Raw genomic sequence first — 16,005 nt, forward strand, 5'->3', positions numbered from 1 at the left:
GACCCTCCGGGCGTTTCGCTCTTTCGTGTTTCCAGCTTATCAGATCCGCGCCCGGTCGTTTTACCGACCGTTTGTTTCTCGGATTCCCACTGGGGGGATTTCCTTCGACTTCGCACAGAAGCTTATCAAAAGCTTCGGAGTGCTCAGTCCCGGGATTTGTCTTCGCCGGGTGGCGGTCCGAACGGACGCTCTGCCCTGGCTCGACGGTGTCGTAGACACTACGCCTGGTTCCGGCCGTTGTCCAGCCATCCCCAACCGTTCAAACCTACTAGCCCGTCAAATCCACGTCAATGGTCTTCGGGATGATCAAGAGCGTACCAGGCGCCGGGCCGGTCTCAGGCCGCGACGGGCTGGAGGTCCGTGCGGTCGGCCGCCTCCACGTCGCCGAACTCGCCGGAGGCAGCGGCGCGGCGGCCGAGCACCAGGGCGTACAGCAGGAACAACACCTCGACGGTGACGCCGATCGAGATCCGTGCCCAGGTGGGCAGGCCGGAGGGGGTCACGAAGGCCTCGATGGCGCCGGTGACCATGAGCACCGCTGCCAGGCCGATGGCCATGCCGATCGCGGCCCGGCCCTCCTCGGCCAGGGCCGCGGAGCGGGTGCGGCGGCCCGGGTCGACGACCGTCCAGCCCAGGCGCAGGCCGACGCCGGCCGCCACGAAGACGGCGGTGAGCTCCAGCAGGCCGTGCGGGAGCAGCAGTCCGAGGAAGAGGTCGAGGCGGCCGGCGGAGGACATCAGGCCGAGGCCGATCCCGAGGTTCATCACGTTCCCGAAGAGGACCCAGAGCACGGGGATGCCGAGCAGCACGCCGAAGACCAGGCACTGGGCGGCGACCCAGGCGTTGTTGGTCCACACCTGGAAGGCGAAGGAGGTGGCCGGGTGCTCGGAGTAGTACGCCTCGAAGCCGCCGCCCGGGCGTGTCATCTCGCGGAGCTGCTCGGGCGCCCCGAGGCTGGCGCGGACCTCGGGATGGCTGGAGACCCACCAGGCGATGAGGGCGCTGAGCAGCAGGGAGAGGACGCCGACCGGGATCCACCACCAGCGGGCGCGGTAGAGGGCGGCCGGGAAGCCGACGGTGAAGTAGCGGCCTGCGTCCCGCCAGGAGGAGGTGCGGGCGCCCGTCACGGCGCTGCGGCCGCGGGCGACGAGCGTGGTGAGGCGGCCCTCCAGGACGGGGTCGGGTGCGGCCGTCTGGACCTGGGCGAGGTGGCCGGTGGCGCGTTGGTAGAGCGCGATGAGCTCGTCCGCCTCGGCGCCGCTCGGCCTGCGCCGCCGGCTCAGGGTCTCCAGTCGGCGCCACTCCTCCTGGTGCGAGGCGACGAAGACGTCCAGGTCCATGCGGCTCACTTCCACGGGGCGGCGAGGGCGGGGGCTGGCCTAGCTTGCCAGAGGCGGGCGGCCGTATGTTTGGCCGCCGGGGATCACGAACGGAACGGATGGGGGGACGCGGTGAGCGACCTGGTGACGGGCGAGGCCGTCGTCCTGGGGCTGCGGGCGGCGAAGGTGCCCAGCCGGGCACTGGCGATCGCCCTGGACCTGGCCGTGGAGACGGTGGCGCTGATGGTCACCGGCACGGTGGTGCTCGCCGCGCTGCCGGCGCTGGACGAGGCGGCCGCCGCTGCGGTGGTGCTCGGCCTGAGCGTGTTCTTCCTGCTGGGGCTGCCCGTGCTGGTCGAGACGCTGTCGCGCGGACGCTCGCTGGGCAAGCTGGCACTCGGCCTGCGGGTGGTACGGACGGACGGCGGGCCGGTGCGCTTCCGGCACGCGCTGGTGCGCGGGCTGGTCTCGGTGCTGGAGATCCAGATGTCCGTGGGCACGGTGGCCGTGATCGCCTCGCTGGTCTCTCCGCAGGGCCGCCGGCTGGGCGACGTCTTCGCGGGCACGCTGGTGGTGCGGGAGCGGCTGCCGCAGGCCGCGCGGGCGCAGTCGGCGCTGCCGGCGGCTCCCCCGGCGCTGCTGCACGCGATCGGCGAGCAGCTGGTGGCACTGGACTTCTCGGCGGTGCCGGACGGACTGTGGCTGGCGGTGCGGCAGTTCCTGGGCCGGCTCGGCCAGCTCGACCCGGCGGTGGCGGCGGGGATGGCGGAGCGGCTCGCGGCCGACCTCGCCGGGCGGACGGGCCGTCCGGTGCCGTACGGCGTGCATCCGGCGGCCTACCTGTCGGCCGTCCTCACCGAGCGGCAGCGGCGCGAGTGGGAGCGGGCCGCCGAGGCGGCCCGCCGGCAGCAGTCCCCCGCCCCGGGCGGTCCGGCTCCCGCGGCGGCTCCCGCACCGGGCCCGTACGCACCGCAGGTCCCGCACATCGCGCCGATCACGGAGGCCCCGCCGGCCCCGTATGCGCCGCCGCTGCCTCCCCAGCAGACTCCCGTCCCGCCGCAGGCGCCCCCGGCGCCGTCGACGGGCTTCGCCCCGCCGTCCTGACCGGGCGCGGGCTCCGGTCTCAGCCGGTGAAGCGGTCCGGCCAGGTGTTGGGCGGGGACTGCAGTTCCTCCAGTTCGACGCCGGGGGCGGAGAGCACCACGTCGCCGGCGATGTGGACGGCCCGCTGTTCGCCGGTGGCGAGGTCGGCGACCGTGTAGCGCTCGACGAGCAGCGGCCCGCTGTCGGTGTCGTGGGTGTCGACCCCGGCCAGCTGCCAGCCCTGGTCGACGGTGCGCGGGGCGAGGACGGGTTCGGTGAGCTCCACCAGGCGCACCCGCGTGCTCGCTCCCGGCTCCAGCCGCAGCAGCCGGGCGGTGGCGATCAGGAAGGCCGGCGAGGTGCCGGTGAAGCCGTGGGCCCGGTCGTGGCCCTCCACGGCGCTGTCCCCGGCCGGGTCGTCGGCGGCCGCCCGGACCCAGGCGACGCCGTCGACCGCGCCGCCCCGGACCTGCCAGCCGCCCGCCCGGAGCTCCATGCGCAGCGGGCGGCAGCGGGAGTCGAGGGTGAGGTCGGTGGCGGCGAGGACGCTGCCGTCGGGCGCGTAGGTCTTGGAGACGTACCGCCAGCCGGCCGGGCCCGGGGCGCAGCTGAAGCGTTCCTCGCCGATCAGCGCGGGGCCGTGGCCGGCGGGGCCGGTGTCGGTGTGCAGGGAGTAGCGGCCGTTGGGCATGGCCCGAAGCCTACGTGCAACCTTTTCGGGTCCCGGCTGCATCAGGGGGGCGGGCGGTGCGGGGCGTACCGCCGGGACGTGGGAGGAGGGGCCTTCGATGGGGAGGACGGCGGGTTCCGCGCGGCACGTGCGCGACGCCGAGTTCACCGAGTACGTGGCCTCCCGGGCGGGCTGGCTGCGGAAGGTCGCGTACCTGCTGTGCTCGGACTGGCACCGGGCGGACGACCTGGTGCAGGAGAGCATCACCAAGCTCTACGCGAACTGGTCGCGGGTCGGGCAGGTGCAGAACCGGGACGGCTACGCGCGGACGGTGCTGGTGAACACGTACCTGGCGGAGCAGCGGTCGCCGTGGTGGCGGCGGATCCGGACGGTCGGGTCCGAGCCGGACGCCGGTGCGGTGGTGGCGGCGGACCTGGACGCGTCGCTGGACCTGCGGCAGGCACTCTCGTCGCTGCCGCCGCGGCAGCGGGCGGCGGTGGTGCTGCGCTACTACTGCGATCTGACGGTGGAGCAGACGGCGGACGTGCTGGGCTGCTCGACGGGCAATGTGAAGAGCCAGACCTCGCGGGGGCTGGCGGCGCTGCGCCGCCGGGTGGTCCCTGCTCGGGCGGGAGGGGCGGAGGCGTGAGCGGGGTCAGGTCGGAGCAGGAGCTGGTCGCCGGGCTGGCGGAGCTGGCCGAGTCGGCGGCGCCGCCGAGCGGCGTCGACGTGTGCGCGGCGGTGCGGCAGGGGCGGGGCCGGGTGGCCCGGCGGCGGATGTCGGTGTGGGGGGCGGCCGCCGCGGTACTGCTGGTGTGCAGTTCGGTGGCGGCGGGGGTGGGCGGCCGGTCGGCGGCGCCGGTCGGTCCGGCGGGACCGGGGGCCGGGTCGGCGGCGCCCTCGGTGACGCCGCGTCCGGGCGTACCGGGTCCGGGTGCGGGTGCGCCGGCCGCGGACGGGTTCGCGCCGCTGTCGGTGGAGGCTGACTTCGGCTGGCTGCCGGAGCAGGTGCGGGCGGTGCGCTACTCGTCGGGGGCGAACGGGGCGCTGGTGCAGGCTTCGGGCGACGCGGCGGGCGGCGGGATGCGCTTCGCGCTGGTCGTGTACCCGGTGGGGGTGACTCCGGAGCTGGAGCAGCAGCCGGGCAGGGCCGAGACGCTCCGCGCGACGGCGCCGGTGGGCGGCCGGGAGGCGTACTGGGTGGTGTCCGAGGAGCGGTCGGACGGGCCGACGGTGCTGCGCTGGCGCACGGCGGACGGCCGGTGGGCGGAGCTGACCTCCTCCTCGGTGCCGCAGGACCAGCGGGAGGCGCTGCCGCGGCGGGTGGCGGAGAAGGTGGCGTTCGGCCGGCGGGCGGTGCCGCTGCCGGTGCGGCTGACCGGGGTGCCGGCGGCGTACGCGGTGACCGGCGCGGATCTGCTGCGGCCGGTGTCGGGCTCCGGTGACTGGTGGCTGCGGCTGACCGTCTCGGTGTCACCGACGCAGGCGTTCAGCACCACGGTGGTGCCGGTCGGCACGGACTGGCTGCCCCGGACGCGGGCGGTGCCGGGGTCGGGCGGCGCGGTCGACCCGGCGTCCTGCCGGGAGCGCGACGGCCTGATGCTGTGCGTGCAGGTCGGGAGCAACGGGGCGCTGGACGCGGTGGGCGGCGTGGCGGGCTGGTTCCCGCACGTGGTGGCGGTCGGCACGGACCCGGCGGCGTGGGAGCGCGGCACGGTCTGAGCGGATCGGCCGAGCGGGCCGAGGGGGGAACGGGCGTGCGCCCGGTGCCGGGGGGGGCACCGGGCGCACGTCGTGGTGCGGGCGGCCGACCGGGGTCGGCGCGGGCCGGGATCAGTAGCGGTACTGCTCCGGCTTGTAGGGGCCCTCGACCGGGACGCCGATGTAGTCGGCCTGCTCCTGGGTGAGGGTGGTGAGCCGGACGCCGAGGGCGTCGAGGTGGAGGCGGGCGACCTTCTCGTCCAGGTGCTTCGGCAGGACGTAGACGCCGATCGGGTACTGGGCGGTCTTGGTGAACAGCTCGATCTGCGCGATGGTCTGGTTCGCGAACGAGTTGGACATCACGAAGGACGGGTGGCCGGTCGCGTTGCCGAGGTTCAGCAGGCGGCCCTCGGAGAGCACGATGATGGTGCGGCCGTCGGCCTTGCGCCACTCGTGGACCTGCGGCTTGACCTCGGTCTTCACCACGCCGGGGAGCTTGGCGAGGCCGGCCATGTCGATCTCGTTGTCGAAGTGGCCGATGTTGCCGACGATGGCCTGGTGCTTCATCCGCTCCATGTGGGAGGCGAGGATGATGTCCTTGTTGCCGGTGGTGGTGATGAAGATGTCGGCGGTCTCGACGACGTCGTCCAGGGTGGCGACCTGGTAGCCGTCCATCGCGGCCTGCAGCGCGCAGATCGGGTCGATCTCGGTGACGATGACGCGGGCGCCCTGGCCGCGGAGCGACTCGGCGCAGCCCTTGCCGACGTCGCCGTAGCCGCAGACGACGGCGACCTTGCCGCCGATCAGGACGTCGGTGGCGCGGTTGATGCCGTCGATGAGCGAGTGGCGGCAGCCGTACTTGTTGTCGAACTTCGACTTGGTGACCGAGTCGTTGACGTTGATGGCCGGGAACAGCAGCTTGCCGTCGCGGTGCATCTCGTACAGGCGGTGGACGCCGGTGGTGGTCTCCTCGGTGACGCCCTTGATGGTGGAGGCCATCTCGGTCCACTTGGCGGGGGACTCGGTGAGCGTGCGGTTGAGCAGCTCGAGGATGATCCGGTACTCGTCGTTGTCGGCGGTGGACGGGTCCGGGGCCTCGCCGGCCTTCTCGAACTCGACGCCCTTGTGGATCAGCAGGGTGGCGTCGCCGCCGTCGTCGAGGATCATGTTCGGGGTCTGGCCGTTCGGCCAGGTGAGCGCCTGCTCGGTGCACCACCAGTACTCCTCCAGGGTCTCGCCCTTCCAGGCGAAGACCGGGACGCCGGCGGGGGCCTCGACGGTGCCCTCGGGGCCGACCGCGATGGCGGCGGCGGCGTGGTCCTGGGTGGAGAAGATGTTGCAGGAGGCCCAGCGGACCTCGGCGCCGAGCGCGGTCAGCGTCTCGATGAGGACGGCGGTCTGCACGGTCATGTGCAGCGAGCCGGTGATCCGGGCGCCGGCCAGCGGCTGGGAGGCCGCGTACTCCTTGCGGATCGACATCAGGCCGGGCATCTCGTGCTCGGCGAGCTGGATCTCCTTGCGGCCGAACGGCGCCTGGGAGAGGTCGGCGACCTTGAAGTCACCGTTGAGAAGGGACGACATGCGGGATGCTCCTCGCTGCGGGGGGCCTGTCTACGGGTGTGCTTGGCCGCAGAGCGGCCACTGGTCGGCACTCTGCTGCGCGGCACAATCCGTCGGAGGACCTCTCTCCCTCGACCGGGGCGCCGGCCCCGATCGACCGCCATCAGCAGCGACGTTTGGCTCTGGGGACGAATCTACACCGAGCCGGGGACCGGGCGGCCGGGCCACGAGCAAGCCGGGCACGGTTTTCGGCCGCCCCGCGCGGTCCGTGCGCGGGGCGGCCGGGGTGTCGGACCGTCAGTGCCGGTCGGGGCCGGGGCCGCCCGGGGTGGCCTCCGGGTCGGGGCCGGCGGCGGCCTTCTCGGCGCTGTAGATGTCGGGCTCCAGGTAGATGGCGCGGGCGATCGGGACGGCGCGGCGCACCCGGGCCTCGGCGGCGTCGATCGCGGCGGCGACCTGGGCGGCGGTGTCCTCGGCGTTGACCGCGATCTTCGCGGCGATCAGCAGCTCCTCCGGGCCGACGTGCAGGGTGCGCATGTGGATCACGTCGGTCACGGTGTCGTGGTCGACCAGGGCGTCGCGGATCTCGGCGACGACCTCCTTGTCGGCGGACTCGCCGATCAGCAGCGACTTGGTCTCGGAGGCGAGCACCAGCGCGATGACGATCAGCAGCAGGCCGATGCACAGGCTGCCGATGCCGTCCCAGACGCCGTTGCCGGTGATGACGGTGAGCCCGACGCCGAGCAGGGCGAGCACCAGGCCGATCAGGGCGCCGCTGTCCTCCAGCAGCACGATCGGCAGCTCGGGGGCCTTGGCCCGGCGGATGTACTCGGACCAGCCGAGCGAGCCCTTGGCCTTGGCGGACTCCTGGAAGGCCGTCCAGAAGGACCAGCCCTCCATCACCACGGCGAAGACCAGGACGCCGACCGCCCAGCCCCAGTCCCGCAGCTCGTGCGGGTGGATGATCTTCTCGACGCCCTCGTAGGCGGCGAACATGCCACCGAGGCTGAACAGCACGATCGACACCAGGAAGCCGTAGACGTAGCGCTCGCGGCCGTACCCGAAGGGGTGCTGCTCGCTCGCCTCGCGGGTGGACCGCTTGCCGCCGATCAGCAGCAGCACCTGGTTGCCGGAGTCGGCCACCGAGTGGACGCCCTCGGCCAGCATCGACGAGGACCCGGTGAAGGCGAAGGCGGTGAACTTGCCGACCGCGATCGCCAGGTTCGCGGACAGCGCCGCGACCAGTGCCTTGGTGCCGCCTTCGGTGCTCATGCTGTGGTCCGGTCCCTCCGACTGGGCCTCTACGGCCGGTGGCTCAGCTGTCGAGCGCACACAGTATCCCGCCCGGACCGGAAGCCTGATCTCCGGTCAGGGCGGGACGGCGGCCGTCAGCGGGCCAGGCCGAGGTAGACCGCGGCGAAGTCGGTCGGGCCGGTGAGTTCGGCGAGCGCCTGCAGCGGGTCGTCCAGGGTGCTGGTGTACTCGGTGAGCCGCACGTCGTGGGCCTGCGCCAGCCGGCGGGCGCGGGAGACCGCGAAGCCCGGGTCGGCGTCCTCGGGACGGCCGGGGGTGTGCCGCAGCAGCACGACCTGCAGTTGCAGCGGCTCCGGCTCGTCGACCCGGTCGCGGAAGAAGTCGTCGGGGTCGGCGCCCGCGCCGAGGTGGCCGACGAACATGCCGCGGTGGGCGGTCAGCGTCCGCGGCAGCGGCCCGGGCAGCGCGGGCAGGCCGGCCCGGTCGGCGAGCATCGCGGCGAAGCGGGTCGCGGCGGCGTTCGGCACCGGACCGTCGGCCCAGACCAGCGGCACCGTGCCGGAGAGCTGGGCGGCCAGGCCCTTGGCCGGGTTGAGGTAGGCGGCCGAGTCGGGGCGGCAGCGGACGGCGACCTCGTCGAGGCGGTCCGCGACGCCCTGCATGGAGCCGGCCGGCAGCTGGGCGGCGCCGACCCGGTCGGCGAGGGCCATCAGCGGGGCGAGGTGCGCCCAGAGCGCCCCCGGGTCCTCGGCCGGCAGGTCGGGCTCGCCCTCGTGGTCCTCGGACGGCTCGACCGCGCTCGGCGCGAACGGCAGCGGCAGCGCCCGGACCTGCAGCGCCGCCTGGGCGAGCGGGCTGCCGGACGGAGCGGTGACGGCGATCGCGCAGCCGCGTGCGTACGCCTGCTCGGCGAGGCCGATCAGGCCGCCCTCCAGGCCGGAGGCGCTGCTGACGACCAGCAGGTCGAGCGGGCCGACCCAGCCGGGCAGCTGCCAGGCCAGCCCCGCGGCCAGTGAGTCCGGCGTGCCCCGGCGGGCCTCGGCGGGGCCGAGCGGCAGCACCTGGCAGGCGGGCACGGCGACCGCGGCGAGCACTTCGGCGGCGGTCAGCGCGCTGCCGTGACCGGCGACCAGGAGGGTGCGCGGCCGGCCCTCGGGCCGCAGCGAGGCCAGTCCGGCCTCGTCGGCGAGCCGGACGGCGGTGCGGATCCGGGCGCCCGCCCCGGCCAGCGCCAGCAGGGCGTGCTGCCGGTCGGCGCGCTGCAGGGCGGCCGGATCGTCGAGCAGGGTGTCGTCGAGCATGCGGCCGGCCTCCAACGGGCTCACCGGGCGGGGGTCAGGAGGGGCGGCGGGCCTCGTCGACCAGCAGGACGGGGATCTCGTCGCGCACGGGGTAGATCAGGCCGCAGGTGTCACCGGTGCACCGCAGCTCCGGCTCGTCCCGGTCGGAGCTCTCGGCGAGCGGCGCGTGGCACTGCGGGCAGACCAGGATCTCCAGCAGGAAGGACGGCAGGCTCATGGACGTCGGGCTCCAGATTCGTGCGGTGTGCGGTGCGGCCAACGCGGCCGACAGCCACACTACCGGCCGTGGCGGGGCTGTCGTCAGATCATCGGGCGCCCGGTCGCCGACGTGCCTCCCGGGCCCTCGGTCAGTTGTCCGGGGAGCGCAGGACGCGCAGGTGACCGCGCCTGCCGATCTCGCCGGAGTCGGCGTCGTGGGTGCCGCCCTGACGCGGCGTGCGCTCCTGCGGGCGGGCCGCCTCGCGGACGGCGTTGGCGAGCGCCTCCAGGTCGTCGCTGGTGCGGCGGACGGGGCCGGCGTCGGCGGCGAGGCGGACGACCTCCCAGCCGCGCGGAGCGGTCAGCCGCTCGGCGTGCTCGGCGCACAGGTCGTAGCAGTGCGGTTCGGCGTAGGTCGCGAGGGGGCCCAGCACGGCGGTGGAGTCCGCGTAGACGTACGTCAGCGTCGCCACGGCCGGCCGGCCGCACGCGGTCCGCGAACAACGACGTACAGAGCTCACGAGGGTGGACGGTACAGCACTCCCGGGCGGGCCGCGACGACCCACCCCCGCCGGGCGTTCCGTGTCGCCGCCGCACCGGCCCCGGGGTGGTCCGCTCCGGCCGGGTCAGGGACTACTCTCGACACTGATATGGACAGCCCCACACCTCCGTCACCGGCCGGTGGGCAGCGCCGAGCGCGCCACCGGGACCGGCACGGCCGCGGCCTGCGCGGACCGCTCGCACCGCCGCAGGTGCCGATCTCGCTGACCCGTTCCGAGCTGTTCGACGACTACGTCCGCGAGTCGGTGGAGCGGCTGGAGCGCCGGTGGCCGCAGCTGGTGGACGTGGAGTTCGCCGTCCAGGAGGTGCCGCTGCCCGGCCGGGGCGAGTCCGACCCGGACGGCGTGCCGCTCGGCCGGGTCGTCCCCGCCGCGCAGGGCCGCAAGAGCCGGATCGTGGTGTACCGCCGCCCGATCGAGATCCGCGCGAAGTTGCGCGAGGACCGGGCGGCGCTCGTCCACGAGGTCCTCATCGAGCAGGTGGCCGAACTGCTCGGGCTGTCGCCCGACGCCATCGACCCCCGCTACGACGAGGACTGACCGCCCCTCCGCTCAGCGCAGCACCAGACCGGGGTCGTTCTGCGCGTACGGCACCGTGACGGTGCTGTGGTCGTCCCGGAAGGCCTGCACCGTGAACATCGGGACGTCCTTCTGCGGCAGGGCGAGCATCCGGGCCGCGACCACCGGGCCGCCGGAGACCGTCTCCGCGGTGATCCCGTAGACGCCGTTCAGGCCGGCCGGCTCCAGGTTCTGCACGACGACCGTGCTGCCGGCCGGGACGTCGACCTCCTTGGTCGCCGGGGTGCCGCCGCCGGTGCCCGCGGACGCGGTGAGCCTGACCTTCGCCGCGGCGGAGCCCGTCGCGGTCAGGTAGAGCGTGGTGGCGCCGCCGCCGCGGTTGTCCGCCAGTCCGGCGCGCTTGCCGATCGGGCCGGCCGCGCTGATCCAGGCCGCGTCGGCCTTGCCGTTGTTCGCCCGGTCGACCCGGACGGCGGCGACCACCGGCGTCGGGTGGGCCGGGTCGCTCGGGCTGAGCCGGATCGCGCCGGCCTCGCTGTGCTCGAACGGGCCCAGGTCCAGGGCGGCGACCATGCCCGCCTTGACGTGCAGGCTCTCCTTGCCGGCCGGGGTGAACCAGCCGTTCTTGCCGGAGATCTGGATCTTCAGGTCGGCGTCGTCGTCGGCCGGGGCGGCGACGATCAGCCGGGCCGAGGCCAGCTCGGCCGGCAGGCCCGGCAGCACCTGCACGGCGGCGGGCGCCGCGGAGGCGGCCACCCAGTCGCCGCCCTTGCCCTCGTCGGAGACGTTGAGCGCGGCGCCGACCCGGCCGTCGCGCACCACCACGTGCACCGCGAGGTCCGGCTCCACCGCCGTGGTGAGCAGGGACTTCAGCCGGACCCGCTGGGAGCTGCCGGGGGCCATGGTGATGCCGTTGGCCGCTTCGACGTCGATCGCGCCCTTCGCGCCGACCAGCCGGATGTCGACCGTCGCCGGGGCGGAGTCCGCGTTGACCAGGTTGACGTAGTCGTCGCGGCCCTGGGCGGTGCTGGCGCCGGCGAACCAGAAGTCGGTGCCGGAGGGCGCGCAGTCCAGGCCGTAGAGGCCGGCCCGGGCCTGGTCCAGGTAGGTGGTGGTCTGCGAGAGGCCGAAGCCGGGGGCGAAGGCGCCCTCGGCGGTGGCCACCGTGCCGGGCGCGGTGTCGCCGGCGAGACCGCGGCCGGTGACCGGGACACCCGGCTTGGCCAGCGTCAGCCGGGGGCCCGCGGCCGGAGCCGCCGGGGCGCCGGCGGACGGCTTGGCCGAAGCGCTGCCGGACGGCTTCGAGGACGCGCTGCCGGACGGGCTCGCCGAGGGGCTCCCGGACGGCTGGGCGGAACCGCTGCCGGAGGGCTTCGCCGTGGCACCCGCCGGCGGCGCGACGTCGGAGAGCGAGGCGGTGCCGCCCTCCGCCTTGCCGCCGGCCGGGTCGTACAGCGTCAGGTCGGTGTTGGCGAACAGGCCCTGGATCGGCGGCGGGCACACCAGCGTGCTGCGCTCCACCTGCGCGGTGGTGGCGCCGCCCGGCGCACCGGCCGTGGACGGGTCGGCCGGCGGGCGGAGCTCGGCGATCCCGAAGACCACGCCGAGCACGGCCACCGCGGCCAGCAGCGACCGGCCGGTGCGACTGCCGCCGGGCAGGCCGTCGAAGCTGGGCTTCTTGATCTCGGGCAGGCTCGGCTTCTTGAGGCCGGCGGCCTTGATGCTGGGCTTCTTCATCGCGGGTCAGTTCCCCGTTCCGTGGTGGTGCGGGTGACCGCCGTTGGTGTATCCGTCCTGCTGGCCGCCGTCGGGGTCGTAGTACGGCTCGCCGGTCTGCTGGCCCGGCACCCAGGGCTGCTGCTCCTGCGGGTAGCCCTGGTACTGCTGGCCGTCGTAGCCGTAGGGCGCGTACGGGTCGGCGTACTGGGTGCCGTCGTAGCCGGGCTGCGGCTGCTGGTAGCCGCCCTGCTCGTACCCCTGCTGCTCGTACCCCTGCTGCTGCTCGTAGCCCTGCGGGTAGCCCTGGTGCTGGTCGTACCCCTGCTGCTCGTAGCCCTGCTGCTGCTCGTAGCCCTGCTGGTCGTACTCGGTCCCCCGGCCGTCCGGGTCCTCGGCGTCCTGCCGGTCCCAGCCGTACGCGTCCTGGAAGCCGTTCTGGTACGGGTCGGCCTGGTAGGGGTCGGCGTAGTCGTCGGCACCCGGGCCGTCGGCACCGCCCTGCTGCGGGATGCCCGCGTAGACGCCGGTGTCGCCCTCGGTGCCGTCGGCCTCGCCGCGCTCGGCCATCCGGCGGGCGCGGCGGCTGCCGGGCGCGGGCGGCTCGGCGGCCGCGGCGAGCGCCTGGGCGGCCACCACGTCCTCGGGCAGGTCGTCGTCCTTGGTGCTGCGCCGACCGGGCAGCGCGAGGACGAGCACGACCACGCCGAGCAGCAGCTGGCCGGCGATCCAGCCGGTGTGCGGGAGGCTGCCGGTGCGGGTGACCTCCAGGCGGCCGCCCTGCGCGGGCAGCTTGAAGGCCTGGGCCCAGTCGCCGTCCAGGGCGGCGGCCTCCAGCTCGCGGCCGTCCAGGGTGGCCTGCCACTTCGGGTCGGCCTGCTCGGCGATGCGCAGCACGCGGCCGGCCGGGCCGTCCGGGAGGTCGGTGACGATGTCGTGGGCGCCGGACGGCAGCGGCGTGGTGCCGCCGCCCTTGGGCGCGACCACGACCGCGCGGGTGGCGGGGGCGCCGGTGACCTGCCAGATGGCGATGCCGTTGTCGCGGCTCAGCCGGGACAGGCCGGGGGTGGTGTCGAGCACGTCGCGGACCTTGGCGGTCAGCGGGTCCTTCACCTCGACGTAGCCGATGCCGTAGGCGGCGAGCGCCTTGGCCTGGTCGCCGCCGGATCCGGCGAGCAGGCGTCCGGTGAGCCCGGTGAGGCCCTGGGTGGCGGCGGCGTCGACGGTGGCCTCGGCCTGGCCGAGGGTCAGCCCGGCGTCGCGGACGAGGGCGTAGCCGACGGCGCTGCCGTCCGCCTTGCCGGTCAGCACCAGGGTGCGGGAGCGGTCGGTGGTGCCGGCCTGCTCGGCGATGAAGGCGGGCAGCTGGGACTCGCGGGTGCGCTGCAGCGGGCCGTCGGCGCCGGCGATCGCCCACCACACGGCGGTACCGACCGGGGCGAGCACGGCGCTGGCGAGGACGAGCGCGGCGACCGGCTGCCGCCAGCCGAAGGCGATGCCGGAGACGCGGGCGTTGGCGCCGTCGGCGCCGATCGCGGCGGCGGCCAGCAGGGCGACGCCGGTCAGCAGGGTGGCCGGGCCGGCCCAGGCCGCGGTGCCGGGGCCGCCGGACGCCGGGATGACGGTGGTGCCGGCGACGGCGACGGCGAAGACCAGGCCGGCGCCGGCGGCGCCCCAGGCGGCGAGCACGGCGCGGCGCCGGTCGGCGCGCAGCAGCGCGGCGAGCGCGGCGAGCACGACGCCCGCGGAGAGCCAGACCGGCGGGGTGCCGGAGCCGCCGGGGTTGGCGAGCAGCAGGCCGAGCGGGGTGGCGGCGTGGCCGCTGAAGACGGGGACGCCGGCCTCCAGCAGGAGCCGCGAGGGGTGCGTCAGCACCTGGAGCGACCAGGGGGCGAGCACCAGGACGGGCACGCCGAGGATGACCACCACGCGCAGGCCGAGCAGCCGCAGCGCGGTGCCGCCGGAGCCGAACGCGCCGCCGCGCAGCACCGCGTGGGCGAGGGCGGCGAGGCAGAGCGGCACCGCGATCGCCCAGGCGAGCGGGACGAAGGCGGTGGAGAGGGTGAGCATGAAGACGGTCATCCAGACCGGCCGCCAGCCGGGCCGGGCGCCCTTGGCGGCGCTCTCGCTGCGGATGCCGAGGCCGGCCGCGATCGCCGCGGCGCGGGCCAGCGGCGGCAGCAGGACGGCGAACACGGCGGTGCCGATCCGGCCCTGGGCGATCGCGCCGGTGGCGGCGGGCAGCAGCGCATAGGTGGCGCTGGCCCAGGCCCGGACGATCTTGGACCCGATCAGCGGCCGGGAGACCAGGTAGGCGCTGACCGCGGCGAGCGGCACGGACAGCACGACGATCAGGGTGAGCGCCAGGTTGGCGCTGCCGAACAGCAGCCCGGAGAGGACGGCGAGCACGGCCAGGTAGGGCGGGGCGGCGGCGGTGGAGCCGGTGCCGACGGGGTGCCAGGAGCCGGCGTAGGTGCTCCACAGCCCGGCCAGGCCGTCGGAGGCCGGGAGCAGGGCGCCGCCGGAGAGGTCGCCGGTGCCGAGCAGGCTGCGGCAGGCGGCCAGGGCGAACACCAGCAGGGCGGCGAAGAGCACCGGCGCCGGGCGCCGGACGAGCTTCTTCAGCAGGACGAACTGCTCGACGACGAGGTCGTCGGCGTCGTCGTCGCCGGGCCCGGACTCGACCGAGCCGTGCCGGCCGGCGCCGTGGTCGTCGCCGCGGCCGATGCCGAGCGAGGAGATCGCGGTCTCGACGGCGAGCCGGGCGGTGGCGCCGGGCGCCGGGAAGAGGCTGCGGTCGTCGAGCGCGTCGGCGGAGCGGGTGCGCTTGCGGCGTTTGCGGGCGAGCAGCAGCCGGGGCAGCCGGATGAGCTCGTGGTTGAGGCCGGCGAGTTCGTCGTACGCCTGCCGGGGGTCCTTGCCGACGAGGTTGGCGAGCACCCGCAGCAGGGTGCCGAGGATCATCCGGAGCAGGACGTAGGGGAAGAGCGCGCCGCGGGAGTTGGCGAGCAGGGTGTAGACGGCGCCGGCCTTGTCGACCCGGTGCGGGTGTTCGGGGCCGCAGTCGATGGCGCGGCGCTCGCGGCTGGCGGCCTCGGCGTGCCGGAGCACGGCGTCGGGGGCGACGACGACGCGGTGGCCGGCGGCGTTGACCCGCCAGCAGAAGTCGACGTCGTCGCGCATCAGCGGCAGTGCCTTGTCGAAGCCCCCGAGCTCCTCGAAGACGTCGCGCCGCACGAGCATGCCGGCGCTGGAGACGGCGAGCACCGGGCGGACCTGGTCGTGCTGGCCCTGGTCCTGCTCGCGGCGGTCGAGGCCCGTCCAGCGGCGGCCGGAGCGGGCGATGGTGACGCCGACCTCCAGCAGCTGCCGGCGGTCGTACCAGCTGCGCAGCTTGGGGCCGACCACGGCGGCGGAGGGCGTGGAGTCGGCGACCTGGAGGAGCCGGCGCAGCGCGTCGGTCTGCGGCTCGCAGTCGTCGTGCAGCAGCCAGAGCCACTCGGTGGGGTGGACCTCGCGCGGGCCGGTGCGGCCGAGGCCGTCCTCCTGCCGGCCCAGCGGGTCGTCGTAGTCGTCCCAGCCGCCGGTGACCGGGTCGTAGCCGGAGGGGTCGAGGCTGTACGGGAGGTCCTCGGGGCGCAGCGGCGGGCTGTTGAAGACGGCCTGGGCGACCGCGTTGCCGAATCCGGAGCGGCGGCCGAGCACCAGCGGGCCGCTCTCGGGCAGCCAGTCGCCGAGGGTGTCCTGGAGCAGCTGCGGCGAGGCGTCGGTGGAGCCGGTGTCGACGGCGAGGACGCGCTGGACGGGCCGGTCCTGGCCGAGCAGGCCGGCGAGGGCCTGCGGCAGCCAGCGCGCGCCGTCGTGCGAGACGATCACGGCGGTGACGAGGTGCCGCGGGTACGCGGGTGGCCGGGCAGCGGAGAAGCCGCTCTGGTGGCTGTAGGCAGTCATCGAGTTCGCGGGCCCCAGGGGTTCTTCGGCGGACGCAGCCTTCGGCGGACGCAGCCGGTGGACGACGGCGGGTGGTGCGCGCGCCGTCCGGTGGGGCCCGGTCCACCGGGGTGGCCGGTACCCGCGGGGCGGGCGGCGGTGCGCGGGCGCCGGATGGCGAGCATCCGGATGGC

At 75.1% G+C, this 16,005-nt stretch carries 13 protein-coding genes; 4 read left to right on the forward strand and 9 right to left on the reverse strand.

The annotated features are described in order from the left end of the window. Positions 1–335: 335 nt before the first annotated feature. Positions 336–1,340 (reverse strand): stage II sporulation protein M, encoded by a 1,005-nt coding sequence (locus ABD353_RS03990; protein WP_344622046.1) that lies wholly within the window; start codon positions 1,338–1,340, stop codon positions 336–338. A 111-nt stretch (positions 1,341–1,451) separates the two neighbouring features. Between ABD353_RS03990 and ABD353_RS03995 the strand changes: the two genes are divergently transcribed. Continuing rightward, positions 1,452–2,423, forward strand: a complete 972-nt coding sequence (locus ABD353_RS03995; RefSeq protein WP_344622047.1) for an RDD family protein — start codon at positions 1,452–1,454, stop codon at positions 2,421–2,423. A gap of 19 nt (positions 2,424–2,442) precedes the next feature. Here the strand turns inward: ABD353_RS03995 and ABD353_RS04000 are convergent, their stop codons facing one another. After that, on the reverse strand, positions 2,443–3,093 hold the full coding sequence (locus ABD353_RS04000) for a hypothetical protein (protein WP_344622048.1): 651 nt from the start codon (positions 3,091–3,093) through the stop codon (positions 2,443–2,445). Positions 3,094–3,190: 97 nt separating this feature from the next. On the opposite strand from ABD353_RS04000, the gene ABD353_RS04005 reads away from it, so the two are divergent. Beyond that, entirely contained in the window at positions 3,191–3,721 is a 531-nt protein-coding gene (locus ABD353_RS04005; protein WP_344622049.1) for a SigE family RNA polymerase sigma factor, read from the forward strand. After that, positions 3,718–4,794, forward strand: a complete 1,077-nt coding sequence (locus ABD353_RS04010; protein ID WP_344622050.1) for a hypothetical protein — start codon at positions 3,718–3,720, stop codon at positions 4,792–4,794. The genes ABD353_RS04005 and ABD353_RS04010 overlap by 4 nt, the downstream gene beginning before the upstream one ends. Before the next feature lie 111 nt (positions 4,795–4,905). Here the strand turns inward: ABD353_RS04010 and ahcY are convergent, their stop codons facing one another. The 5 genes from ahcY to ABD353_RS04035 form a co-directional block, all read right to left on the reverse strand. Beyond that, positions 4,906–6,354 (reverse strand): adenosylhomocysteinase, encoded by a 1,449-nt coding sequence (gene ahcY, locus ABD353_RS04015; RefSeq protein WP_344622051.1) that lies wholly within the window; start codon positions 6,352–6,354, stop codon positions 4,906–4,908. 276 nt (positions 6,355–6,630) lie between these two features. After that, positions 6,631–7,605 carry a cation diffusion facilitator family transporter gene (locus tag ABD353_RS04020; RefSeq protein WP_344622052.1) on the reverse strand — a complete coding sequence of 325 codons (975 nt, stop codon included), beginning with the start codon at positions 7,603–7,605 and terminating at the stop codon, positions 6,631–6,633. A 116-nt stretch (positions 7,606–7,721) separates the two neighbouring features. After that, entirely contained in the window at positions 7,722–8,888 is a 1,167-nt protein-coding gene (locus ABD353_RS04025; protein ID WP_344622053.1) for an SIS domain-containing protein, read from the reverse strand. Between the two features lie 34 nt (positions 8,889–8,922). Continuing rightward, entirely contained in the window at positions 8,923–9,105 is a 183-nt protein-coding gene (locus ABD353_RS04030) for a Trm112 family protein (RefSeq protein ID WP_263105126.1), read from the reverse strand. A 130-nt stretch (positions 9,106–9,235) separates the two neighbouring features. Continuing rightward, positions 9,236–9,652, reverse strand: a complete 417-nt coding sequence (locus ABD353_RS04035) for a DUF3499 domain-containing protein (protein WP_344622054.1) — start codon at positions 9,650–9,652, stop codon at positions 9,236–9,238. Between the two features lie 84 nt (positions 9,653–9,736). Between ABD353_RS04035 and ABD353_RS04040 the strand changes: the two genes are divergently transcribed. Further along, entirely contained in the window at positions 9,737–10,186 is a 450-nt protein-coding gene (locus tag ABD353_RS04040; RefSeq protein ID WP_344622055.1) for a metallopeptidase family protein, read from the forward strand. Between the two features lie 12 nt (positions 10,187–10,198). Here ABD353_RS04040 and ABD353_RS04045 read toward each other — a convergent pair whose 3' ends face one another. Beyond that, positions 10,199–11,902: a DUF5719 family protein gene (locus ABD353_RS04045; protein ID WP_344622056.1), complete on the reverse strand. Its 1,704-nt coding sequence runs from the start codon at positions 11,900–11,902 to the stop codon at positions 10,199–10,201. Between the two features lie 6 nt (positions 11,903–11,908). Next, positions 11,909–15,832, reverse strand: a complete 3,924-nt coding sequence (locus ABD353_RS04050) for a glycosyltransferase (RefSeq protein ID WP_344622057.1) — start codon at positions 15,830–15,832, stop codon at positions 11,909–11,911. Positions 15,833–16,005 lie beyond the last annotated feature (173 nt).

The organism is Kitasatospora arboriphila (assembly GCF_039528095.1).
GTDB lineage: Bacteria > Actinomycetota > Actinomycetes > Streptomycetales > Streptomycetaceae > Kitasatospora > Kitasatospora arboriphila.